General features: G+C 41.1%; 26 protein-coding genes. 15 read left to right on the top strand and 11 right to left on the bottom strand.

Annotation, left to right across the window (positions count from 1 at the left end):
• Nucleotides 1-133 precede the first annotated feature (133 nt).
• Entirely contained in the window at nt 134-370 is a 237-nt protein-coding gene (locus tag EP737_RS17795) for a NifU family protein (RefSeq protein ID WP_129729427.1), read from the bottom strand.
• A 150-nt stretch (nt 371-520) separates the two neighbouring features.
• Between EP737_RS17795 and EP737_RS17790 the strand changes: the two genes are divergently transcribed.
• On the top strand, nt 521-823 hold the full coding sequence (locus EP737_RS17790) for a YuzD family protein (protein WP_129729425.1): 303 nt from the start codon (nt 521-523) through the stop codon (nt 821-823).
• A gap of 79 nt (nt 824-902) precedes the next feature.
• Here the strand turns inward: EP737_RS17790 and EP737_RS17785 are convergent, their stop codons facing one another.
• On the bottom strand, nt 903-1,970 hold the full coding sequence (locus EP737_RS17785; protein ID WP_129729423.1) for an NAD(P)/FAD-dependent oxidoreductase: 1,068 nt from the start codon (nt 1,968-1,970) through the stop codon (nt 903-905).
• 198 nt (nt 1,971-2,168) lie between these two features.
• On the opposite strand from EP737_RS17785, the gene EP737_RS17780 reads away from it, so the two are divergent.
• The 6 genes from EP737_RS17780 to EP737_RS17755 all read left to right on the top strand — a co-directional run bounded on the left by EP737_RS17780 (nt 2,169) and on the right by EP737_RS17755 (nt 6,599).
• The gene (locus EP737_RS17780; protein ID WP_129729421.1) at nt 2,169-2,408 is read left to right on the top strand and encodes a YuzB family protein; all 240 of its coding nucleotides are present in this window, start codon (nt 2,169-2,171) and stop codon (nt 2,406-2,408) included.
• Nucleotides 2,409-2,659: 251 nt separating this feature from the next.
• Nucleotides 2,660-3,514 (top strand): diaminopimelate epimerase, encoded by an 855-nt coding sequence (gene dapF, locus EP737_RS17775; protein WP_129729419.1) that lies wholly within the window; start codon nt 2,660-2,662, stop codon nt 3,512-3,514.
• Between the two features lie 85 nt (nt 3,515-3,599).
• Nucleotides 3,600-3,953, top strand: coding sequence for a HesB/IscA family protein (locus EP737_RS17770; protein ID WP_129729417.1), 354 nt, complete (start codon nt 3,600-3,602; stop codon nt 3,951-3,953).
• 1,149 nt (nt 3,954-5,102) lie between these two features.
• Nucleotides 5,103-5,330 carry a helix-turn-helix domain-containing protein gene (locus EP737_RS17765; protein WP_205650969.1) on the top strand — a complete coding sequence of 76 codons (228 nt, stop codon included), beginning with the start codon at nt 5,103-5,105 and terminating at the stop codon, nt 5,328-5,330.
• A gap of 378 nt (nt 5,331-5,708) precedes the next feature.
• Nucleotides 5,709-5,912, top strand: a complete 204-nt coding sequence (locus tag EP737_RS17760; RefSeq protein ID WP_129729413.1) for a YjcZ family sporulation protein — start codon at nt 5,709-5,711, stop codon at nt 5,910-5,912.
• A gap of 312 nt (nt 5,913-6,224) precedes the next feature.
• Entirely contained in the window at nt 6,225-6,599 is a 375-nt protein-coding gene (locus EP737_RS17755; protein ID WP_129729411.1) for a hypothetical protein, read from the top strand.
• 92 nt (nt 6,600-6,691) lie between these two features.
• On the opposite strand, the gene EP737_RS17750 is transcribed toward EP737_RS17755, so the two are convergent.
• Together EP737_RS17750 and EP737_RS17745 are read right to left on the bottom strand one after the other, a co-directional pair.
• The gene (locus EP737_RS17750) at nt 6,692-7,945 is read right to left on the bottom strand and encodes an MFS transporter (protein WP_129729410.1); all 1,254 of its coding nucleotides are present in this window, start codon (nt 7,943-7,945) and stop codon (nt 6,692-6,694) included.
• A 290-nt stretch (nt 7,946-8,235) separates the two neighbouring features.
• A complete protein-coding gene (locus EP737_RS17745; RefSeq protein ID WP_129729408.1) occupies nt 8,236-9,225 on the bottom strand; it encodes an NAD(P)/FAD-dependent oxidoreductase in 990 nt (329 codons plus the stop codon).
• Nucleotides 9,226-9,648: 423 nt separating this feature from the next.
• Here EP737_RS17745 and EP737_RS17740 point away from each other — a divergent pair, with 423 nt between their 5' ends.
• From EP737_RS17740 to EP737_RS17730, 3 genes are all read left to right on the top strand, one after another.
• Nucleotides 9,649-10,857, top strand: a complete 1,209-nt coding sequence (locus tag EP737_RS17740; RefSeq protein ID WP_129729406.1) for an NAD(P)/FAD-dependent oxidoreductase — start codon at nt 9,649-9,651, stop codon at nt 10,855-10,857.
• 123 nt (nt 10,858-10,980) lie between these two features.
• Complete coding sequence (locus EP737_RS17735) at nt 10,981-11,298, top strand: YuiB family protein (protein WP_129729404.1); 318 nt, start codon at nt 10,981-10,983, stop codon at nt 11,296-11,298.
• Nucleotides 11,299-11,548: 250 nt separating this feature from the next.
• Nucleotides 11,549-12,232, top strand: a complete 684-nt coding sequence (locus EP737_RS17730; RefSeq protein ID WP_425455929.1) for a 3D domain-containing protein — start codon at nt 11,549-11,551, stop codon at nt 12,230-12,232.
• A gap of 189 nt (nt 12,233-12,421) precedes the next feature.
• Here the strand turns inward: EP737_RS17730 and EP737_RS17725 are convergent, their stop codons facing one another.
• Nucleotides 12,422-12,610: an aspartyl-phosphate phosphatase Spo0E family protein gene (locus EP737_RS17725; protein WP_129729402.1), complete on the bottom strand. Its 189-nt coding sequence runs from the start codon at nt 12,608-12,610 to the stop codon at nt 12,422-12,424.
• 210 nt (nt 12,611-12,820) lie between these two features.
• Here EP737_RS17725 and EP737_RS17720 point away from each other — a divergent pair, with 210 nt between their 5' ends.
• On the top strand, nt 12,821-13,201 hold the full coding sequence (locus EP737_RS17720) for a DUF309 domain-containing protein (RefSeq protein WP_129729400.1): 381 nt from the start codon (nt 12,821-12,823) through the stop codon (nt 13,199-13,201).
• 68 nt (nt 13,202-13,269) lie between these two features.
• Nucleotides 13,270-14,760 (top strand): leucyl aminopeptidase, encoded by a 1,491-nt coding sequence (locus tag EP737_RS17715; protein ID WP_129729398.1) that lies wholly within the window; start codon nt 13,270-13,272, stop codon nt 14,758-14,760.
• Between the two features lie 187 nt (nt 14,761-14,947).
• Here EP737_RS17715 and EP737_RS17710 read toward each other — a convergent pair whose 3' ends face one another.
• Together EP737_RS17710 and EP737_RS17705 are read right to left on the bottom strand one after the other, a co-directional pair.
• Complete coding sequence (locus tag EP737_RS17710; protein WP_129729396.1) at nt 14,948-15,526, bottom strand: biotin transporter BioY; 579 nt, start codon at nt 15,524-15,526, stop codon at nt 14,948-14,950.
• Between the two features lie 54 nt (nt 15,527-15,580).
• The gene (locus EP737_RS17705) at nt 15,581-16,333 is read right to left on the bottom strand and encodes a DUF3298 and DUF4163 domain-containing protein (RefSeq protein WP_129729394.1); all 753 of its coding nucleotides are present in this window, start codon (nt 16,331-16,333) and stop codon (nt 15,581-15,583) included.
• Between the two features lie 110 nt (nt 16,334-16,443).
• Here EP737_RS17705 and EP737_RS17700 point away from each other — a divergent pair, with 110 nt between their 5' ends.
• Together EP737_RS17700 and EP737_RS17695 are read left to right on the top strand one after the other, a co-directional pair.
• Nucleotides 16,444-16,824, top strand: a complete 381-nt coding sequence (locus tag EP737_RS17700) for a hotdog fold thioesterase (RefSeq protein WP_129729391.1) — start codon at nt 16,444-16,446, stop codon at nt 16,822-16,824.
• A 267-nt stretch (nt 16,825-17,091) separates the two neighbouring features.
• Nucleotides 17,092-17,388 (top strand): hypothetical protein, encoded by a 297-nt coding sequence (locus EP737_RS17695; protein ID WP_129729389.1) that lies wholly within the window; start codon nt 17,092-17,094, stop codon nt 17,386-17,388.
• Nucleotides 17,389-17,491: 103 nt separating this feature from the next.
• On the opposite strand, the gene EP737_RS17690 is transcribed toward EP737_RS17695, so the two are convergent.
• The 4 genes from EP737_RS17690 to EP737_RS17680 all read right to left on the bottom strand — a co-directional run bounded on the left by EP737_RS17690 (nt 17,492) and on the right by EP737_RS17680 (nt 21,528).
• Nucleotides 17,492-18,490: a ketoacyl-ACP synthase III gene (locus tag EP737_RS17690; protein WP_129729387.1), complete on the bottom strand. Its 999-nt coding sequence runs from the start codon at nt 18,488-18,490 to the stop codon at nt 17,492-17,494.
• 259 nt (nt 18,491-18,749) lie between these two features.
• Nucleotides 18,750-18,908, bottom strand: a complete 159-nt coding sequence (locus EP737_RS25710) for a hypothetical protein (RefSeq protein WP_165350848.1) — start codon at nt 18,906-18,908, stop codon at nt 18,750-18,752.
• Between the two features lie 116 nt (nt 18,909-19,024).
• On the bottom strand, nt 19,025-20,401 hold the full coding sequence (locus tag EP737_RS17685; RefSeq protein WP_129729385.1) for a glycine--tRNA ligase: 1,377 nt from the start codon (nt 20,399-20,401) through the stop codon (nt 19,025-19,027).
• 437 nt (nt 20,402-20,838) lie between these two features.
• Nucleotides 20,839-21,528 (bottom strand): DNA alkylation repair protein, encoded by a 690-nt coding sequence (locus EP737_RS17680; RefSeq protein ID WP_129729383.1) that lies wholly within the window; start codon nt 21,526-21,528, stop codon nt 20,839-20,841.
• A 126-nt stretch (nt 21,529-21,654) separates the two neighbouring features.
• Here EP737_RS17680 and EP737_RS17675 point away from each other — a divergent pair, with 126 nt between their 5' ends.
• Complete coding sequence (locus EP737_RS17675) at nt 21,655-22,116, top strand: hypothetical protein (RefSeq protein ID WP_129729381.1); 462 nt, start codon at nt 21,655-21,657, stop codon at nt 22,114-22,116.
• Nucleotides 22,117-22,348: the final 232 nt, after the last annotated feature.

Below are 22,348 nucleotides of genomic sequence, written 5' to 3'. Positions count from 1 at the left end.
CTTTTTGTATTACGCTTTAAGAACGCATAAATTTCCAGATAGAAGCGCATTCCATCTAGCAGGAAATTGTAAGAACAAAGTGTAAGTGCAATTACGTCTCTGTCTTCGCCTAAGGACAGGACCCGTTCTCTCTTTAGAATACTTGTTCTACTTCTACAACGCCGGGAACTTCTTCTAAAAGAGCACGCTCAATACCTGCTTTTAATGTGATAGTAGAGCTCGGGCAGCTGCCGCAAGCACCCATCAAACGTAATTTTACAATACCCTCTTCAATGTCAACCAATTCTACGTCTCCGCCATCGCGAAGCAAGAATGGACGTAATTTATCTAATACTTCCTGAACTTCTTCAAACATGTTTTCGTTTGCCATTGTTATCGACTCCTTTCTTCTCTTTTATTATAATCATTATAAAGCGAAAAATCTATTGATATCTCTTAGCTTTCCACAATGAGATCAGACAAACAGAATCTTCTCTTATAGTATATGCATTTTAAAGCTAGCATGTCAGGAGGGTGATGTATGGTAAAAATTAGCGTTTATGGGGCAAAGGTGATTTGTGCTAGCTGCGTTGGCATGCCTTCATCAATTGAGACATTTGAATGGTTGCAGGCGGCAATCAGACGTAAGTATCCAGAGCAATTGTTTCAATTTGAGTATATCGATATTTTTGAACAGCAGGACAATCCCCGTAAGCAATTGTTTGCGCAGCGTGTTGTAGACGAAGAATTATTTTACCCAGTTGTCCTTGTGAATGATTGTATTGTGGGGGAAGGAAATCCGCGCTTGAAGGATGTATATGAGGAGATTGAAAAATATTTGTAACGACGTTGACTGCCTTTCCGGTTAGAAATTTATACTTCATTTCTTAAAAGTGTAAAAAAAGAGCGAGATCCTCGCTCTTTTATCCATTATGATGTTTGTACATCCAAAGCAACCCCGATTTTAATAAACGCGGCACACGTCCGACGAGTGTTTGGTTAGCTAGTAAGCCAAATCCACGTTTTTTCCCGAGGGAGCCGAGTACCCCTTTGAGCTTGATGATAGGCATCTCCTCTGGAAGCGGCTCATTCTTCCATTTTTTTTGCAGGATGCTGACAACTTGCTCAGCCTGTGCCTCAGCTAGCTGGGCGGACGGTGCATGATTGGCGTGCGCACAATCTCCAATCACATAAGCATTCTCGAAATTTGGTATGTTATGGTACTTTGTTGTTAGAACACGTCCCATGTTATCTTTTTCGGCTGGCAGCTGTTGTACAATATGGTGTGCCTGAATGCCTGCTGTCCAGACAATTGCATCGCATGGCAGCGCTTCGTCGTGGTTATATACAATGCCTGGTTCTACCTTCGTAATGTTAGAATTACGGATAATTGTTACATCGTGATCGATAAACCAATCCTCCACATAGTAGCTTAGACGCTCAGAGAACATGGAGAGGATGCGTGAGCCGCGGTCAAATAAGTAAATTGTCAAATCTGATCGGCTTTCGCGTAATTCACTTGCAACCTCAACTCCGCTTAGGCCTGCGCCAACAATGCCAACTACTGCATTCGGTTTTAAATCGTTTAGATGCTGGTATGCTTGTCGCGCTTTTTCAATGGATTGCAGACTTAGTGTATGTTCCTGGGCACCAGGTACGTTATGATATTTGTCCTCACAGCCGAGTCCGATCACAACGTCGTCATACTGAATTTTTTCCCCGTTCTTCAGTTCTACGAAGCAATTTTCAAGATCAATATGAACAACTTCACCGTATTTCTTCTCTAAGCGAGAATGGTCTGGAAATGCCATGCGAACATGCGTATCTGAGGTTGTGCCTGCTACAAGTGCATAGTATTCTGTTTTAAAGCAATGGTATGGAACTTTGTCAATCAAAGTAATCTGAACATCGTCTGGAAGATCGTTTGGAAGAAAACGTTGTAAGACTCTCATTCCGCCGTATCCGCCACCGACAAGTACAAGGTGCTTCATGAGGGAGTCCCCCTTTACTATAGAATGGTTCTTTTGCATATAGAAATCATATTGACAAAACTTTCTTCGTATGATGCCCAACAAAAATATAACGAATTCATGAAAAAATAGCAATGAATATAGGTAAATATAAGGAAAATAAGAATATTGACGAAAAAAATAAAAATGATTACAGTAAGGGGAGTGAGGTGAAAAGTAGTGATAAAACCAATTATTGAGTTTTGTGTCAGCAATCTGGCGAACGGTTCGCAAAAGGCGCGGGCGGTGCTGGAGAAGGATTCAAATCTAGATGTCATTGAGTATGGTTGTCTCGGCTATTGCGGTATTTGTTATGATGGCCCTTACGCTTTAGTAAACGGAGAGGTCGTAACAGGAGAGACACCGGACAAGCTCATTGAAAATATATATGAATATTTGGAAGAAAATCCAATGTTTTAAGCATGGTCTTATAGGCGATGCTTTTCCACTTTTGGATAAAATAAAGAAAACTCGCCGATTGGCAAGCCCTGCTCTTGGGCGTAGCCAGAGGCGTAGTTGCCCTGATACTTTATTATTTAAGTATAAAAAAAGAAAAAACCCTGTCTAATGGGCTTTTCCTTTTATAATGAGAAACGGGGGATATCTCTATTGTGTTCAAAAACATCTCATTTTATACTTAGATAAATATATTTTTTGGAGTGGAGTAAAAGATGAATCAATTTTCCTTTACGAAAATGCATGGTCTTGGTAATAATTATATTTACGTCAATCTGTTTGAAGAACAGCTAGAGGAGGCAATGCTCCCGGAACTTGCCCGTCGAGTCTCAGATGTAAACACTGGGATTGGCTCGGACGGTATGATTTTAGTTTGTCCTTCGGAGAACGCACCGGTGAAAATGCGGATTTTTAACCGTGATGGTTCTGAGGCGAGAAGCTGTGGTAACGGTTTGCGCTGCGTAGCAAAGTATGCGTACGAGCATAACTTAGTAGAGGATACAGTATTCTCGATTGATACGTTGTCCGGACCGGTGCACGCAGAAGTGACGGTTCAGGACGGAAAGGTAACGCTTGTTACAATTGATATGGGGCAACCGCGCTTGACAAGAAGCGAAATCCCGATGCTTGGAGAAGGAGAAACACCGTTTATCATCGAAGAGTTTTTATATGAAAATCGCCGTTATGAGCTGACTGCCGTTTCTATGGGGAATCCGCACGGCGTGATTTTTGTGGATCGTATTGAAGATGCACCGCTTACAACACTTGGTCCGGTATTAGAAAAGCATGAAATGTTCCCAGATAGTGTAAATGTAGAATTTGTTGAGATTGTTAATGAGAAGGAAATGAATTTTCGCGTATGGGAGCGAGGCTCTGGTATAACGCAAGCGTGTGGAACAGGAGCATGTGCTGCGGTAGTTGCGGCTGTGTTAAACGATAAAATGGAAAAAGGCGTGGAGACAATTGTTCATTTGGCAGGGGGCGATTTGTTTATCACCTGGACAGAAGATGGTACTGTCTTGATGAAGGGTCCTGCTGAAACGATTTGCACCGGCATATATTATTACTAAAGGCTACCAACATTAAGCAAGTCTCTCTGTTTGAGGAGAGAGATGTCTAAAGGGTATAATAGGGCAAGAAGGGAAGGTGTTATAGATGATTATTGTAACAGAACAAGCAGCATACCAAATTCAAGAAATGATTAAAGAGGCCGGGGAAGGTGAGCAATATGTACGCCTTGCAGTAAATGGCGGCGGCTGCAGTGGTCTTTCCTACGGTTTAGGCTTCGAGAAGGATGCGAATGAGCAGGATGAGATACTCGAGTTTCACGGTGTGAAATTCCTTATTGATAAACAAGATGCTCCGATTTTACAAGGAGTAAAAATCGATTATAAGCAATCTATGCTTGGCGGTGGATTTACGATTGATAATCCAAATGCTATCGCAACATGCGGCTGCGGTTCCTCGTTCCGTACAGCGGCAAATGCAGGAACGCCAGAGCAGTGTTAGTACTGCGAAGCTGAATAAATCACCGGCAGTAATTCAGTTTTTCCGCAGAACAAAGCATGCGTAGAGGGCAGGGAATCCTGCTGCGTCTACAGAGAGGGTCACAATCTTAGAATCGGCCTTGATAAGTGCGTGCCTATAACGGTTCATATTGTTGACCTTCTTGACAATGAATTGCGAAATTCGTGTGTTGAGAGGGTCTAGTTTGTTTAGTACTGAATCAAAGAAAGTAATGGTTTAATAGAATTGTGAAGAAGTGGAACTTTTGGATAAAACATGAAATATTGTGAATGATAGGAACGCAAATAGCAACGTTTAAATGCTTGTCAATATTGTCTAGTTTGGGTATGATATAGTTAGGGAATACATGGTCAAGTATGTCGATTAGTATGAATCATTGGAGTGAACAATAATCACGCTGCATGCACAGGTCAAGAAGCTGTTTGCCGTGATTTGGAGCTGTCTATGGGAGCTTTGTATTTTCAAAGGATTGTATAGACAACACTGAATTGCCTGTCCGGAAATCAAGGCAAGGATGTTGCATGTTTGTCTCTAAGAAGGGACAAGAAAAGAGTGGGTATTTTATCATTTTCCGACAGAAGACTTCCACTTCAAGCACGTGATGGGCGTAGCCCAGTGGTAAGTGGGGGATGAATGTCGGCTAGGCAATCGCCTAGCATGTTTGGTTAGAAGAAACAGAAGCCTGACTTCATTTGGAGTGGCACAATCTGTTCTTGCATTACCACCATTTTGCCGCAAAGGCCAGAGGATCTAGCTCCAGAATGGTGGGCGCATTGATGCAAGAACATCGCAACACGTATAGGGTGAAAAAAGAGAAGCAGCTATCACTCCTTGCAAGAGGCAAAGTCGCCTCGGTGACATTTATCCCTTACAAGAAAGTGTGAGCTCTCCCTATTTGCCCTATGATAAGCCTGTTGAATGGCTCTGTATTTCGCTTCTTAGGAAGAGGATACGGAATCTCCCACCTTCGACCAACGGAAGTCCCCTTGTGGGAAAGGAGCGTTAGCGAGTAAGTGGGGGTAGTTCAATATAAATAAAGCTTATAAAAATTCTTATAAAAGTTACTTTTGTAATCATTTTTACACACCATAGTGGTTCTTTTTGTAATATACTATACGTTGGTGATTGAAAGTGGAAAGACAGGATGAATTGTTGGTTCAAATTGGAAACACGATCAAAAGTGAGAGGCTGCGAAAAGGACTTTCCCAGGCCGAGCTTGCGGAACGAGCTGAACTTCATAAAAACTTCATTGGTATGATTGAACGGGGACAGCGTAGTACAACAATCTCTTCTCTGCGGAAAATATGTTTAGCACTAGGGATTAGCCTAACAGAGTTTTTTCATTATTTAAATGTATAATCGAAGGATACGCCAGATGCCTTCGCGTTTCTCCATTGTTTATCTGCAGCCGAATGGAGAGACGGTAAAAAAGACTGATACGCACATGCTATCAGTCTTTTTTTATTATTCTTTAGAAGTATAAATTTTCAACTAGAAGAGAGATCAATGTAGCGGGGGATTTTAGGAATAAGATGTAAGTGCGACTACGCTGCTGTTTTCGCCTAACGGCTCACCAATAGCCACGATAGTGCAGGCGGCGCGAGAAAAACATGCTCTAGGTGTAAGCCTGTTTTTGTTTTTTGCCCATCCCATGTCCCTTTCAGATGAATAGTATACATCGAGTCTATTGGTTTTAGGAAATGATTCCTAAGACTTTTAACATAAGGAGGAAGACAGATGAGTGAAAATGTCGTACAAGGTGCAAATGACAGAAACTGCGGACGTGGCCATGGCCATGGTCATGGTCATAGATTTGGTTTTGGGTTTGCGATTATCGTAGTTCTATTTATTCTGTTGATTATTGTTGGTGCAAGCTGGGGCGGAGGTTATGGCAGAGGCTTTGGCGGAGGCTATGGTTACGGCTACGGTTATGGCTACTAGTAAATGATAAAAATTATATGCTTACAAGGAATCTTCTCTGGAACGGGAGGGTTCTTTTTTTCACTTTAAGAAAGTATAAATTTCCAGCTTGAAGACAATTCAATGTAGTTGGAAATTTTAGGGATATAGTATATGTGTTGGAGAGCATCGCCAAGTGTTGATATAACTATTATCATGAAAGGCAGGCAAATTTTATGACAAGAATTTGTCTTTTTTTATAACTTTTGCATCACAGGGTATAAAAAGCTTGAAGTAAGAAAGGGAATTGGAAACAGCATTTCGAATATGTACAGGATGTAGAGGGGGATAGCTATGGTTCAGGAAGTTAATGCGGCTATTGCACCAACCTTGCCGCCGTGGGTTTGGATTTGCTACTACTTGTGCATTGCAATTGGTTTAGCACTCACGGTTATGCATGTACTAACAGGCAGCAATCATCCGCGGGAGAGAATGTTTAACTTGTTTAATCTCATGTTTTTATTGTCTGTTCCGATCATATTTCTCGTAAACTCCATTGGACAAAGTGGTACAGAATACGGCAATTTTTTAACGGCGCTGCAGAAGGGAGAAAACTGGGCATTATTTGTTGTGGGCGGATACGTGTATATGTTTATACGTACGAGTATTATTGTGAAAGTATTATGGCGTCAACATAAACAAAAGAATGGCAGAAAACTGACGTTGTAGAAGAATGATGGAAACGAAATAATATATAACGTACAACAAAAGCATCGCCAGCCGATGCTTTTGTTGTACGTATAACAGTTTTCCCTGTAAGTTTAATCAAACGTCCGCACAGTGGGCACACGAAGTGCAACGAATAGAACAAATAAAATAAGAGCGATGGCCCCGAGCTTCATAATTGTTAAAACGGATAGGCCAAGTGTTAAGAGAAGGGATGCCCCTGCATATGATACGGGAATCAATCCCATTGAGGATAGCATAAGCAGACTCATAACTCGTCCCATCATATCCTCCTGTACGGTTGATTGAATCACGCTCATAAGTGGAATTGCTGCCATAGCAAGTGTTATACCGAATATGGATGCTGCAAGCAGCGCCTGCCAGAGCGTTTCAGTGTAATTGAGCAGAAAGAAGGAAACACCTGATAAAAAGAGCATGATGATACAAAACCAGCCGCGATGTTTTCTAATGTTTAACACAGCAACAAGAATAGCGCCCACTGCCATGCCGCCCCCGGCAGAACCCTCTAAATAGCTAAAGTGCAGGGAGTCGCCGTGCAGAACGGTTTTCACGAAAATTGGGAAGCCGATTTGCATAGGTCCAATTAGAAAGAAATTTAAGAAGGCGCTGCAAATCAACAGAGTTGTCAGAAAAGGGGACTGTTTTACATACAAAATCCCTTCTTTAATCGAAGTAAGCATATCTTTATTGTGCTGCTGCTCTCCTTTTTGTGCCTCCATCTGAATATATTGTACAAGAATAGCTGAGATGATGAGCATGACGATCGTAATGATGAAAATTGTTTCGTAGTCGCCAACTTTAATAATTACACCAGCCAGCATTGGGCCGAGAATAAGTGACGACTGGTTTGTCATTTGTGTAATAGAGTTAGCTTGCGTGAGCTTGTCCTTTTTTACTAGCTCTGGCAAGATAGAACCGTCTGCAGACCAAAAAAACGCATCAGCCAAGCCGAAAAACAAGGCAAACAACATGAATGTATATAAGGTGATATGGCCGAAAAGCAGCCAAACAAGAATAGACCCTATAAGAATGGCCCGAATGAGATTGGAAAAAAACATGATGTTTTTCTTTGGAAACTTGTCAGCGACCGCACCACCGACAATCATAAAGATGAGACGCGGTACACTTGAGGCAAGGAAGACCAGGCCAAGAGATGCTTCTAAATCAAGCGTTTTAACGATATACCACGTTTGTGAAAACATAAAAAAGGCAAGCGCAAAGCTGGAAAATAGTGTGGCTGCCCACAAATACAAGAAATTGGAATTCCGAAATAGTGAAGCACTAAGCAGTGGAACAGAAAGCTTTTGATTTTGCTGTAATTCTTCCATAGTTATTTCCTCGCTTTTAAAAGGTGAAGTGTTCTATATAGATTCCATTGTAGACAGAAAAATAAATGTTTTACAATGTATTTTGAAAAATATAAGAGTTTGTCCTATTTTCATATAAAAAGGCCTGAAGTACATCATGTACAACAGGCCTTTTTTTTATACTGTAAGAAAGTATACATTTCCAGCTAGAAGACAATTCAACATAGTCGGAAATGTTAGGAATACAGTGTAAGTGCAACTACGCCTCTGTCTTCGCCCAAGAGCAGGGCTCGCCAATCGGCGAGTTTTCTTTAGAACATGCTAGAGCTGTGGAGCGGTTGGATTTTTGCTTTTGGATCGATGTATGCTTTTGCATTATTGACTGCTGTTGGTGCTTCGCCGAAACCACAAGCAATTAATTTTACTTTTCCTTCGTATGTACAAATATCACCGGCTGCATAAACACCAGGAATGTTGGTCTCCATTTTGGAGTTTACGACAATGCTGTTTTTTTCGATGGAGAGACCCCAATCTTTAATGGGACCTAAGGAGGAAACGAAGCCATAGTTCACGATTACATCATCTACATCAATAGTAATGCTTTCTCCTGTTTGTACGTGTTGAACGACAACCCGCTTAATGTTGTCATCGCCTATTAACTCAACAGGAACATATGGTGTTTTTACATGTGCGTGGGAATTTATTAGATTTTCGACGCTGTGTTCATGTGCACGGAATTTATCACGACGGTGTACGATTGTTACTTGTTCTGCAATTGGTTCGAGCATGAGAGTCCAATCTACTGCAGAGTCGCCGCCCCCGAATACAACAACCTTTTTGCCAGTAAATTTGCTCATATCATCTACAAAATAGTGCAGGTTTTTCTTTTCATATTGCCGTGCGCTTTTAAGCTCTAAGCGGCGAGGCTGGAATGCGCCATTTCCCGCTGTGATAATAACAGTTTTGGAGTAGTGAGCTTCTTTGTTTGTAACAAGCCTGAAAACTCCGTCCTCTTGTTTTTCTAATATCTGTACAGATTCATCCAGACAAATGGTTGGGGAAAATTTACGCATCTGCTCTTTCAGATTGTTGACGAGATCCTGTGCACGAACTTTTGGAAATCCCGCTACGTCATAGATATATTTCTCTGGATAGAGCGCAGAGAGCTGACCGCCAAGCTGTGGCAGGCTTTCAATAATTTTTACACTAGCTTGCCTCATGCCGCCGTAAAACGCAGTGAACAACCCTGTAGGACCTCCGCCGATAACAGTAATATCGTATACATTTTCAGTTCCTGACATTATTTACGCCCCCATCATCATATATTTAAAGCAGATGCTAGGTACAGTTTATGCAAAAGACACTGCGCCCTTTACATAAAAATCCAGCTGCCCATAGAAAATGATATCATACTTTGTGTGGGAAATATTGGTTAAAAAAAGAAAACTTTTGTGATTCTCCTTTTGTAATCAAGACTATTCGATAAAAAGAAGAGCGAGGATGGTAGGAAAAAGAGAGAATATTATTGTATATTAGGATTTGCTTGAAAATTGACACAAAAAAGACTAATATAGTATATGATATATTGGTTGTTCATATATTTATAAAAAATTTCCATTAAATCTTCTTGGTTTATCTTGTGAGGAAATTCACAAAGGGTGGCAATTGGATGTTGTGATTCTTCATTTTTCATTTATAAATATATAAAAAGGGTTGTGATTAGGGTGAGAAAGCCAAAAATCGTTGTTTTGGGTGCTGGCTATGGTGGTATGATTACTACTGTGCGCCTACAGAAGTTGTTATCGGTCAATGAAGCTGAAATTACACTTGTGAATAATAACAGCTATCATTATCAAACAACATGGTTGCATGAGAATGCAGCTGGTACACTGCATCATGATAAGACTCGTTTAAACATTAAAGATGTAATTGATACAAGTAAAGTAAATTTTGTGTTGGATACAGTAGTGGAAATCCGCGGGGAAGAAAAGCGTGTTATTTTGAAAAATGGTGAGCTTGAGTATGACTATCTTGTAGTTGGTTTAGGTTTTGAGTCTGAAACATTCGGTATCAAAGGCTTGAAGGAGCATGCATTCTCTATTGCAAACATTAATGGCGCACGTCAAATCCGCGATCATATTGAATATATGTTCTCTCGTTATGCAACTGAGAAACGTGACGAGTTATTAACAATCGTTGTTGGCGGTGCAGGCTTTACAGGTATCGAATTCGTAGCAGAATTAGCAAACCGTGTACCTGAGCTTGTGCATGAATATGACCTCCCTCGTGAAAAAGTGCGCATACTGTGTGTAGAGGCTGCACCAACTGCGCTTCCTGGATTCGATCCGGAGCTTGTTGAATATGCGGTGAAATTCCTTGAGAAAAAAGGTGTAGAATTCCGCATCGGTACAGCAATTAAAGAAGCAACTGAAACAGGCATCATTGTCAGTAAGGATGACAAAATTGAGGAAATTAAAGCTGAAACAGTAGTATGGGCTGCGGGTGTTCGTGGTAACTCTCTTGTAGAAGAATCTGGCTTTGAAGCAATGCGCGGTCGTATTAAGGTAGATCAATTCTTACGTGCTCCTGGTCATGATGATGTATTTATCGTAGGAGATGCCGCTCTTATTTTCAGCCCTGAAAATGATCGCCCATACCCGCCAACTGCACAAATTGCAATTCAAGAGGGCTATAATCTTGGGAAAAACTTAGCAGTTCTTGTTCGTGGCAAAGGCGAGCTTGAATCATTCACATTTGATAATAAAGGTTCTGTATGTTCATTAGGCCACGATGACGGCATTGGTGTTGTATTTGGCAAGAAACTAACCGGCTGGCAGGCGGCCTTTATGAAGAAAATTATCGATAACCGTTACTTATTCTTGCTTGGTGGACCTTTGTTGGTATTGAAAAAAGGAAAATTGAATTTCTTTTAATATGTAAAAGAGCAGAAGCGGCGTGAGCTGTTTTTGCTCTTTTTTTTGCAATGTGGAAATTGACGATTCCAAAAGCTGTCAAGTACACTAAAAAGAGAAGAAATGGGAGAAGGGGAGACAGACATGAGTATACCGGTGTTACTAATTTCAATGCTGTTATTTTTTGTGTTGTTCTTTGGAATTGGATTTCTGTTAAATATGATTTTACGGGCTACATGGGTGATGGTCATTGTGTATCCGCTTGTCTGCATATTTATTATCGATAAAGTAAGTGTGGTCGAGTATTTTAAAAGTCCGGCCGCATCGTTTCTTGCATTAAAGTCACATATACTTGCTCTTGGTCAAGCCGATATGATTATTTTAACGACAGGCTTAGTCGGTGCAGCGTTATCAGGTGTAACGATTCGTATGCTTCGGCAACGAGGATACCAAATGTTTTAAACCTCCTATTGTGGAGGTTTTTTACATCGTTAAAAGGTATAAATTTCTAGTTGAAAGCCGATCTGACGAAGTCGGAAGTTTTAGGAATATAGTATAAGTGCAAATACGCCTTTGTTTTCGCCAATCAGCGAGTTTTCTTTACAAAGCATAATTTTCAAGACGCTGCCTGAACTGCGCATTTTGTGCCGGGTTACTCTCCTGCAGAAGGCCTCCTAAATGTATCCGTTTTTTGTGTGCATAAAGTAGTGTCATGTTGGTCAACACTAAGCGTGAAGGAGTGTTGAGAACAAGCATGACCATATTTAGACAATTTTTCATTCGGATAGTTATGACATGTTTATTTAGTGCGGCTCTTTTTGTTACATTCCAAGCGTTTTCAGGTGTTACTATTCTTGACCTAAAACAATGGTATGAAAATCGGACAGTGATCAAGGCTGCTGCAGCACAGCCTCCAGCGTATACAGCAGCGGAGCTGAATACGCAATCGCAAACCGTGCCGCTTGAACAGGCAGTTGATTGGTCAAATTATCATTCAATTACAGTGACAGCAACGGGCTACACGGCAGGAGTAGAATCAACAGGGAAAGATGCAAGTGATCCATCCTATGGCATTACGTATTCAGGTGTGCGAGTTAAAAGGGATCTATACTCTACTATCGCTGCAGATTTAAGGGTATTCCCGATTGGTACCATTTTATTTATTCCGGGCTACGGCTATGGTGTAGTGGCGGATAAGGGTGGAGCCATAAAGGGAAATTCTCTTGATCTGTATTACGATACTGTGCAGGATGTATATAAACAGTGGGGAAAACGGAACCTTAAGATTTACGTAGTGAAGGTAGGAAATGGAACCTTAACAGAAGAAGAGTTAAAGCGTTTGAATGAAAATGAGGCAATGCAAGTATTTCGACAGCAATATCGAAAGCAAAGATAGTCTAGAGCAGCTTTGTTCTAGATTATTTCTATGAAGATGTCCTTACAACAAAGAGCCGCTTGCAAGAGCGGCTTGTTTTATACTTTAAGAAAGTATAAATTTCTAGCTGACAATTCGACGTAGTGAGAAATTGAGGGATACAGTATAAGTGCGATTACGCTGCTGTCTTCGTTAATTTGTAAAATTACTTTATTGATATAACGAATATTGGTATTTTCTATCTTGGGTTTGTTTTTGATGCTGGATAATGAGCTTGTCTAAAATTTGACTAATTCTGACTGTTTCGGCGTGCAGAAATCCCTTTTGTATAGCTGCATCATGCATTTCTATACGTATGCGCTCTATTTCGTCCATTAAAATGCATAAATTCCCATTCATACACAGCCCTCATTTTCTTCTGTAGTGAAGGATTGTCCTTTTATGATATAACGTTAACATAGGGAAGAGTGTATCGCAAGTATCATTTTGCAAGCGATAACAAATTAGTGATAGATTCCTATCCAAGCCGTATTTTTCGATATTTCTTCATGATTTTTGGTAAAATTATGAAGAAATAAAGAGCGGAAATGGTAAATGGAGGGATGGATAATGGCAGATTATCCGATGGAGTATTACGAATTTTTTATTGCTTATAATGAGGGAGATTATTATACATGTCACGATTTGTTGGAGGCAATGTGGCTGACAGAACGTGACAATTATTTTTTAAAAGGGCTCTTGCAGATGAGTGTTGCTTTGTATCATTACGGTTATGGAAATGTAAAGGGAGCCAGACTGATGATGCAGGCTGCGCATAACTATTTACAGCCCTATCGGCCCTTTCATTGGTCACTCGATTTAGAAAAGGTGTATCCATTTATCGAAGATTGCTTACAGCGTATGCCAACAAGCATAGAGCGTATCCCGTTTGAAGAAGTGCATGTGCTTCCAAGGCTTCCGCAACTGCTTTTGTATATGGAGGAACATTGAAATTGAAGTTCTCATATGTAGGGGAATAGGATTATAATGGAAGAGAAGTTGCGATGGAGGTGGGGATTATGTTTCAAACACAGGAGCAGCTCAGCAGCTATGAAGCAGTTGTTGTCGCTGTATTCGAAGGCAAGGATATGAGCCCATTCATCAAGGAAATTGATGATTCGTTAGATGGACATATTACAGCTTTATTAGCGGAAGGCGAAATCTCCGCCAAGAAAAAAGCGGTGTCAAAGGTGCATACGCTAGGAAAAACAAATGTAAAACGCTATTACTTTGTTGGGCTTGGCAAAAAGGAGAGGTATACGACAGAGGTGCTGCGCCATTCTTTCGTCAGGCTATTCAAAACGTTGAAAAGCGTGAACCTAAAGAATTTGTCTGTGCTGCTAGATTCATTTGTAGCTGGAGATATTACAGCGCTTCATGCGGCACACATTTTGGCGGAAGCATACTGCCTTGGTACATATCATATTGAAACGTATAAAACAAAGCAAGCAGCACAGAAAGCTCTTGATGCGCTTACCGTGATTACAAAGGAAGAACGCGAAGAAGTGCAGGCTGCACTTACAGTCGGCTATACGTATGGACGTGCAACAAATTCCGCACGTACGCTGGTGAATATGCCGCCAAATAAGCTGACGGCTGTAGAACTTGCGGATTATGCTGTGGAGCTGGCGAAGAAATATAATATGGAGTATAAAGTTCTTGAAAAAGCGGACCTAGAGAAGATGGGAGCCGGCGCATTGCTTGCGGTCAATCAGGGGTCTGTTAATCCTCCGAAAATGGTCGCACTCCTTTATAAAGGAAAAGAGGAGTGGACGGACGTCATTGGTTTTGTCGGAAAAGGGATTACATATGACACGGGCGGGTATTCTTTAAAGCCGCGGGAAAGTATGGTTGGTATGAAGGGAGACATGGGAGGAGCTGCTTCTGTACTTGGTGCTATGGAAATTATCGGTGAGCTGCGTCCAAAGAAAAACATTGCAGCAGTCATTCCGATTACAGATAACATGGTAAGCGGAACCGCTTTTAAGCCTGATGATGTGATTACCTCCCTGAGCGGAAAAACGATAGAAGTCTTAAATACGGATGCCGAAGGTCGACTTGCATTAGCCGATGGTATCACATATGTAAAGCAATTAGGTGCGAACTACTTAGTGGACGTGGCGACTTTAACGGGCGGTGTGATTGTCGCACTCGGCAATCACACAACAGGCGCGATGACAAACGATGAAGCGTTTTATGGGCAGGTACTTGCAGCTGCATTCAAAACGGATGAGACCATTTGGAGGCTGCCGATTTTTGAACGTGACAAGGAGCGCGTTCGCAACAGCAAGTTTGCTGATTTAAATAATTCTCCTGGCCGCGATGGCCATGCGATTATGGCGGGAGCATTTCTCGGTGAATTTGCCGAAAATACGCCTTGGGTACATCTTGATATCGCGGGAACCTCTGATACGAAAAGTGAGCACGATCTAGGTCCTGCCGGCGCAACAGGAGTGATGGTTCGCACGTTGGCGATGCTTGCCGAGCGCTTTGGACAGAAGAAGGATTAGGAGACATAAAGAAAACTCGCCAATTGGCGAGCCCTGCCTTTGGGCGAAGACAGAGGCGTAGTTGCCCTTATACTGTATTCCTAAAATTTCCGGCTACGTCGAATTAGCTCCTAGCTGGAAATTTATACTTACTTACAGTGTAAAAAGATGACGCATCCTCATGGACGCGTCATCTTTTTGTAGGCCATTAAGCTGATTGCTTGCGTCCAACAGCTGCTGAACGAGATACAGCGCGATACAGACGCGGGGCAATTATTGCTCCCAGTATTGTAAATACAAAATCCTTTACCATAAACCAGGTCATGATTTCCCAAGCAGCGGCATAGCCCAGCTTGCCATTGGAAACGAAGAACATATAATTTGTTCCAAGGAAGTAAACGAGAACAATCCCTACTAAGGAAGCAATAAGAAATGTTCCAAAGCCTGGAGATTTTTTAAGCTCTACAATTTTGCCAGCCGCATAGGCAGCTGCGATATAAGATAAGATAAAACCGCCTGTCGGACCAAACACAGCACCAAAGCCAGCACCAAACTTTGCGAATACTGGCACGCCTGCTGCCCCAACAAGCGTGTATACAAGTAGGGAAAATGCACCGAGCCTGCTGCCCAGTAACAAGCCTGCTAAAATTGCAAAAAATGGACCCATAGATAGAGGTACGCCTGCCACCTGTAAAAATGGAGCCCACGATGTAATATTTGCACCAATTGCCATGAGTGCAACAAACATGGCTGCTAATGTTAAATCCACCGTACGAAATTTACGCATCCCAATGTCAACCCCTTAGTGGTTAAAGTTAACATTATCGTAACGACAAAGGTTTTACTTGTCAATCAAAATTTTTCGATAATTTGATTTTAAATCATTTTCCAGCAATGTATAAGGAATTCGAAACGTTTGAATTCCGCTTGCATACGGTGCAATTTCATAGAGTGGATAATACAAAACAATGTGCTCCGGTTCGAGAAAAAATTTGAAGGTGGTTGCTTTATCTACGAGTGCTGCTGCATCTGGGAAAAACTTGCCGCTGTCTTGGTCAATTTGCCTTTTTATTTCTTGTTTGATGATGTCGATAAATTTGCTGTCCTGCTGAAATAAATCTGTGAGTGAGAGTTCTTTCTTTTTATCTATATCAAAGGTATTTGCTTTCCATTCGTACATCCCGTGTGCTCCGCCAGTATACTGATAGTAGCTAATATATAAGCTTAAAAGGGGTGCCTTACGTAACGTAATCTTATAGTCAACATGAGCGACGTATGGATGCAGTGCCGTTGGAGTTTGCTCTGCTGCATCATAATATTTCTTCGCTTCTGCTTCAAGTTTCTTCTTAAAGGAAAGGATGTTTGTTTCATAATAAGAATTCAATTTTTTTTCGAAACCTTTGTTTTGGATATGATCAAACGTAGGAATAGTGAGCTGGTAATGAAAGTAATCTGTTTTCCCTTCCTGTTTTTTTGTTCCCACTTCTACATTTTTTTCTTCCTGTGAGCGTGCAGGCTGATAAGCGAATACGTAGTTTGGTACAATATGGGTACAGAAATATAATGCTAATGCAAGGTACCATAGTTTTTTCACAGACGTTGCCTCCTTTTCTGATTACAGTGATAGTTTTCAGTAAAATGGTATGGTTTATACATATTTTGGTAATAAGCAACTGAGAGGTTTAAGATGGAAAGGGGAAGAGTATGAAGCAGACGTTAATTGATTTACTTGGAATTAAGCTGGTGGAGATCAATGAGGAAAAGGTGATTGCAACAATGCCGGTGGATGAACGGACGCATCAGCCTTTTGGGTATTTACACGGAGGTGCATCGGTAGTACTTGCTGAAACAGTGGCCAGCATGGGAACCTATCATCTAATTGACCCGGAACGCGAGCTTTGCTTCGGTCTTGAAATTAATGCAAACCATATACGCTCAAAGCGAAGCGGGACTGTGACGGCAATTGGGACACCGCTTCATAAGGGGAAAACGACGATGGTTTGGGATGTGAGAATTGTAGATGAGGATGAACAGCTCATTTGTGTATCGCGTTGTACGGTGGCAGTGAAGGAAAAGCGGAGTTAAATACATAAAAAACCTTACAACGTTCTAAAAAGGATATCATTTACATCATTCTGAATATATTATAAAATGTAGCGTATAACAGCATACAGGATTCAAAGGGGAGTAGCTTCAGGGGAAATGCCCTGAAACAAAGTCGTCATGACGTGAATTATTTGATTCACCGGCTTTGTTGACATGCAAACTATGTCTTGCAAGACCTTTGCCGCTATCGGCAAAGGTCTTTTTGATGTCCTTGGACATACTTGCCAAAGGGAAGGGGAAATATGGATGAAGAAAACAAAAAAAATTATGCTTGGCGTAACAGCAGCACTCGGAGGCACATTGGCTGGATGCGGGGATGATGAACTGCCTCCTAAGCCAGAAGATCCATATTGCTCTAAATACGAATATGACTATGGTGACGACGAGTGGGAGTGTGATGATACAGCTTCTCGTCATTATCGTTATTTTTATGTTGGGAATACAGCATACCCGGATACCGATGAATACAAAAGCAAAAAATCATCCATTGCGAAAGGAAAAGCAAAGAGCGGCTTTGGGGGAAGTAAGGTAAGCGGTTCTTAGGCGAATATAGGTTGCAATGCGTTTTTCGAAAGAAAAGTATCTAGCTTGTTTGATTGAATTGTAAAAAGGTGTATCAACAATTAGTTGATGCACCTTTTTGCTGTTATTGTCCATACTTCTTGGTTAAATTCCATTTAACGATATGTCCAGCATGTGTAAGGCCGCCTCCAAAGCCATAAAGCAAAAGAGTGTCTCCATTTTTTAATTTGCCTTCATTGATCCCTATTTGTAAGGCTAATGGAATGGAGACAGAAGAGGTATTCCCCATATATTCTACACTTGTTAATGTTTTATCGAGCGGGAAACCCGATTTTTCACATATTAATTCAATCATTCGTAAATTGGCACTGTGCGGAACAAACCAGCTTATTTCATCCATTGGCAGTTCTGCTTGACGTAATAATTCTTTGATGCCAACTGGCAGTGTACGTGATGCCCATTTATATACTTCTCTTCCGTTTTGAACCATCTTTTCACGTGTGCTCAAGGGGTTCCCGAACATGGTAGTGGACAAATTGGTACGATATACATGCATGCCGCCTCCTCCATTTGTTCCCATATGAGTAGCTATAAAGCTCGGAAATTTTTCATCTTTTTCTACTAAGACAGCGGCGGCTCCGTCTCCAAATAAGATACATGTCGTCCGATCTGTGTAGTCTGTAACTTTAGATAAGGTTTCTGTTGTTACAACTAAAATCTTACGATGAAGACCAGATGTAATTAAACCATTTGCCAAGTGTAATCCATATGTAAAGCCCGCACAAGTTGCATTAAGATCCATAGCGCCTGTATGCGGAATATTAAAATGCTCTTGGATTTGGCAGGCTACACTTGGAAAAGCGTAATCAGGCGTAGTTGTTGAAACTAGAATACAATCCACGTCAGCAATATTTTTATGATACTGTTCTGCTAAGTTTTTAATAGCTTTAAAAGCTAGTGTAGAGGCATACTCATTATCACCAGCAATTCTTCTTTCCCTCATGCCTGTTCTTTGCACAATCCATTCATCATTTGTATCTACCATTTTTTCTAGATCATCATTAGTAAGCTTATTTTCAGGTATATAGGTCCCAATAGCTGTAATTCTTGCTTTTGATTGCATTCGTTCATCCCCTTTACCATTTTTATATCTAGTTTTATAATCTAATATTAGTACCAGGTATTAAATGATGTCAATAATTAATCATGAAAAAAATGGAAATTGAATAACTGTTTGTGAAATCAGCTATTGCTACGTTAGCTGGTTTGTGAGGCAGATGTGACATTTTTTCTTTTGGATAATAAAAAAGCCGAAAGACTGATTAAGTTTTAGGCTTTTTTCAGTCTTAATGGCAAGGGGATATTGCTCGTATATGTATGTATTAGTCCATATTGATCATATCAAGACGAACACGGTCAATCGGTTTCCGGTCCTCTGTTATTCGATCATCCACTTCATTGCCTTGCGGATCCTCAATGCGGGCAATTCGTTCTGTTGCTTCGAGGGAGCGAGTTTCCTTATCTCGTTGTGTTTGATTCATTTTTATCTCCTTTTCGCTTGTGTCTGTCTTGTTAGTATGCACAAGGAAAATAAGAATATGAAGAAGAGAAAAGCCGCATAATCGACCTTATGCGGCTTTTCTCTTTATAAGTAAGTTTAAAACACGATTTTTTGTTCTAAGAAGCTTTTCAATTCACTAATTGGCATACGAAGCTGCTCCATTGTATCACGATCGCGTACTGTTACTTGTTTGTCTTCTACAGAATCGAAGTCAAATGTAATACAGAATGGCGTACCGATTTCATCTTGGCGGCGGTAGCGTTTGCCGATAGAGCCTGTTTCGTCAAAGTCTACCATAAAGTGCTTCGATAGCTCTGCATACACTTCAGTTGCACCTTCTGATAGCTTTTTCGATAATGGCAAAATAGCTGCTTTAAATGGTGCAAGAGCCGGGTGGAAGCGTAGCACAGTACGTGAATCGTTTTCTAGCTGCTCTTCTTCATATGCATCACATAAAAATGCTAATGTAACGCGGTCCGCGCCAAGGGATGGCTCGATACAATAAGGAACATAGCGTTCGTTTGTAGCAGGATCAACATAGTTGAAGTCTTCGCCAGAGTGCTCCATATGACGCTTAAGATCAAAGTCTGTACGATCTGCAATACCCCAAAGTTCGCCCCAGCCAAACGGGAATTTGAACTCGATGTCTGTTGTTGCATTAGAGTAATGAGACAGCTCATCTTCTCCATGATCGCGAAGGCGCATGCTGCCTTCCTTCATACCAAGAGCTAATAGCCAATTTTTGCAATACTCACGCCAATATGTGAACCATTCTAAATCTTCACCAGGCTTACAGAAGAACTCCAGCTCCATTTGCTCGAATTCGCGTGTACGGAATGTAAAGTTACCAGGTGTGATCTCGTTGCGGAAGCTTTTTCCGACTTGACCGATACCAAATGGCAGCTTTTTGCGCATGGAACGCTGTGCGTTTTTAAAGTTAACAAAAATACCTTGTGCTGTTTCTGGACGCATATAAATTTCATTAGCACTTGACTGTGTTACACCTTGATGCGTTTTAAACATTAGGTTAAATTGACGGATTTCTGTAAAGTCTTTGCTGCCGCAATCTGGGCATGCGATATCATGCTCCTGGATTAATGCAGCCATTTGGTCGAAAGAAAGACCATCAACAATCATTTCAATGCCTTTTGCCTCTAACGCATTTTCAATCAGCTTGTCAGCGCGATGACGCGCTTTACAATTTTTGCAGTCGATCATTGGATCGTTGAAGTTGCCTACGTGACCAGATGCTACCCAAGTTTGCGGGTTCATGAGGATTGCTGCATCAAGACCGACATTGTACGGAGATTCTTGAATGAATTTTTTCCACCAAGCTTTTTTGACGTTGTTTTTCAGTTCAACACCAAGCGGACCATAATCCCAAGTATTTGCTAAGCCGCCGTAAATTTCAGAGCCTGGAAATACGAAGCCGCGATGCTTCGCTAAGTTTACGATTTGCTCCATTGAAGCCATAGTTAACACCCTCCTTAAATTAAAAAACATAAAAAAGCTCATCCTTAGGCGTAATGCCTAGGGACGAGCTTGTATGCACGCGGTTCCACCCTAGTTGACATGCGGATGCATGCCCACTTTATCAAGTATGGCTCGAGACTGCCGTTTCCTTGCGTTTTTCAGGCTTTCACTATCCCTGAATCGCTGCGGTGCAAGTACTTATTTGTCTGTCATCGCTACAATATGAAAATTACTGTCCATATTCTAACACGTTACGCAAAAAATCACAATACAGGTTAGCTGCAGCTTATGTGATTTTGCACTTTAAATATAAATTTCCAGCTCGAAGTGTATTCGACGTAGTCGGAAATTTTAGGAATACAGTATAAGTGCAACTACGCCTCTGTCTTCGCCTATCGGCTTGCCACTCGGCGAGTTTTCTTTACGAGATATGTACCCTATTCAGTATGCCCAATTGTGTGCTGAATATGCTTAAGTGCTTCTCTTTTGCTTAGAGGAGCAAGTGTGTGTGTAGAAACAAACTGTAAAACGGTGTGCGGGCTTGTTTTTGCGTATTCACGCAATACCCAGCCGATTGCTTTTTGGATAAAAAACTCTTTTGAATGGCTGAGCTCTTGAATCAGGGAAAATAACAAATTTGTATCCATTTTGTCCTTGTACTTCAGCTGAAATAAAAGGCAGGTGCGCTGCAGCCAGATATTGCCTGATGCCATCCATTTAGGGATATAATCCTGAATGAGATGCGGCTTTCTGGCAAAAACGAGACCAACTAAGCGCGGGGCGATATAGTCAACGGTATCCCACCATGATTTTGTTGTAATGATGCTCTCTAGAAGGGGGAGAAAGGTTTCGTCGGCAATTTTATGCTGCCTCTCTAGCAGGTTGAGAGCGACGATTTGAAACTCCCTTTCAGGTAAGCTCCATAGGTCTTGTACAATGTTAGGGAGTTCTTCCTTTGAGGGGATACCATGCTCCTTGAGAAACTCGCGAAGCAGCTGTGTCCGCTCCGGAGCTTGCATGCCGAGGAACGGGTATTGATTTCTCATATAACGTTCCATAGGTTCCGCTTTTTCTAAGTTTCGGTACCGTTCGAAATAGGCTTGTAAGGCTCTGGAATATGGATGCATACAAACATCTCCTTTTTATCCTTGTTCTCGTTATCATACAGGCTAGGGCATGTTATAGTCCAACCCTTGGATGGCATATGAATAAACAGTGCATAGCATAAAATAACATCATAAGGGAGGCTGCACATGGAAGATCAAGTGTTAGTGGAGCACATGCTTGCGTGGGGAATCGTTTTTACTATTATTATGATCATTTGGGGTATTGCTGCTTATTTATTATCGGCATTTGCGTTGCACACGATGGCAAAAAAGCAAGGTCTTGAAGATGCATATTTTGCGTTCATCCCCATTTTGAACTGTAAAACATGGGGAGATTTGGTAGAGTCAAAGATGCCAGACTACTTGCGTCCAGAGACCGGCTGGAAAGTGCTGGGGGTCTTCGTTGCGTGTTTTATTTTAAACTTCATTCCGATTGTTAATTTCATTTCATCAATAGTTTCTCTTATTCTTGCTATTTGGATTATGTATTTGCTGTTAGAGCGATATACAACAAATTCGGTCTTATTTACGGTTATTCATCTTATAACAGGTTCCTTGTTCTTCCCGCTTCATCTTTTCCTGATTCGGAAAAACGAACCAAGATTTTAAATGAAAAGGAAGGGGCATTGCTCCTTCCTTTTGTATACCTTAAGCTAGGCTGATAGATGTTGAATCCTTGTAGCATCCGATACAAAAATAATGATAAGACAAGCTATTCTTTAGTGAATGCTGTATTTTCTGCAAAAAATGGAACAATTTTTTCATTTTTCGTCTTGTCAGCGTTGTTTTATGAAAATATTTGTCTTGCTGTTACATATATATAAGATACATCACAATGAGA

The sequence above is a fragment of the Ectobacillus funiculus genome (genome assembly GCF_004138295.1).
Taxonomy (GTDB): domain Bacteria; phylum Bacillota; class Bacilli; order Bacillales; family Bacillaceae_G; genus Ectobacillus; species Ectobacillus funiculus.
This window is presented reverse-complemented; position numbering and strand designations above follow the sequence as displayed.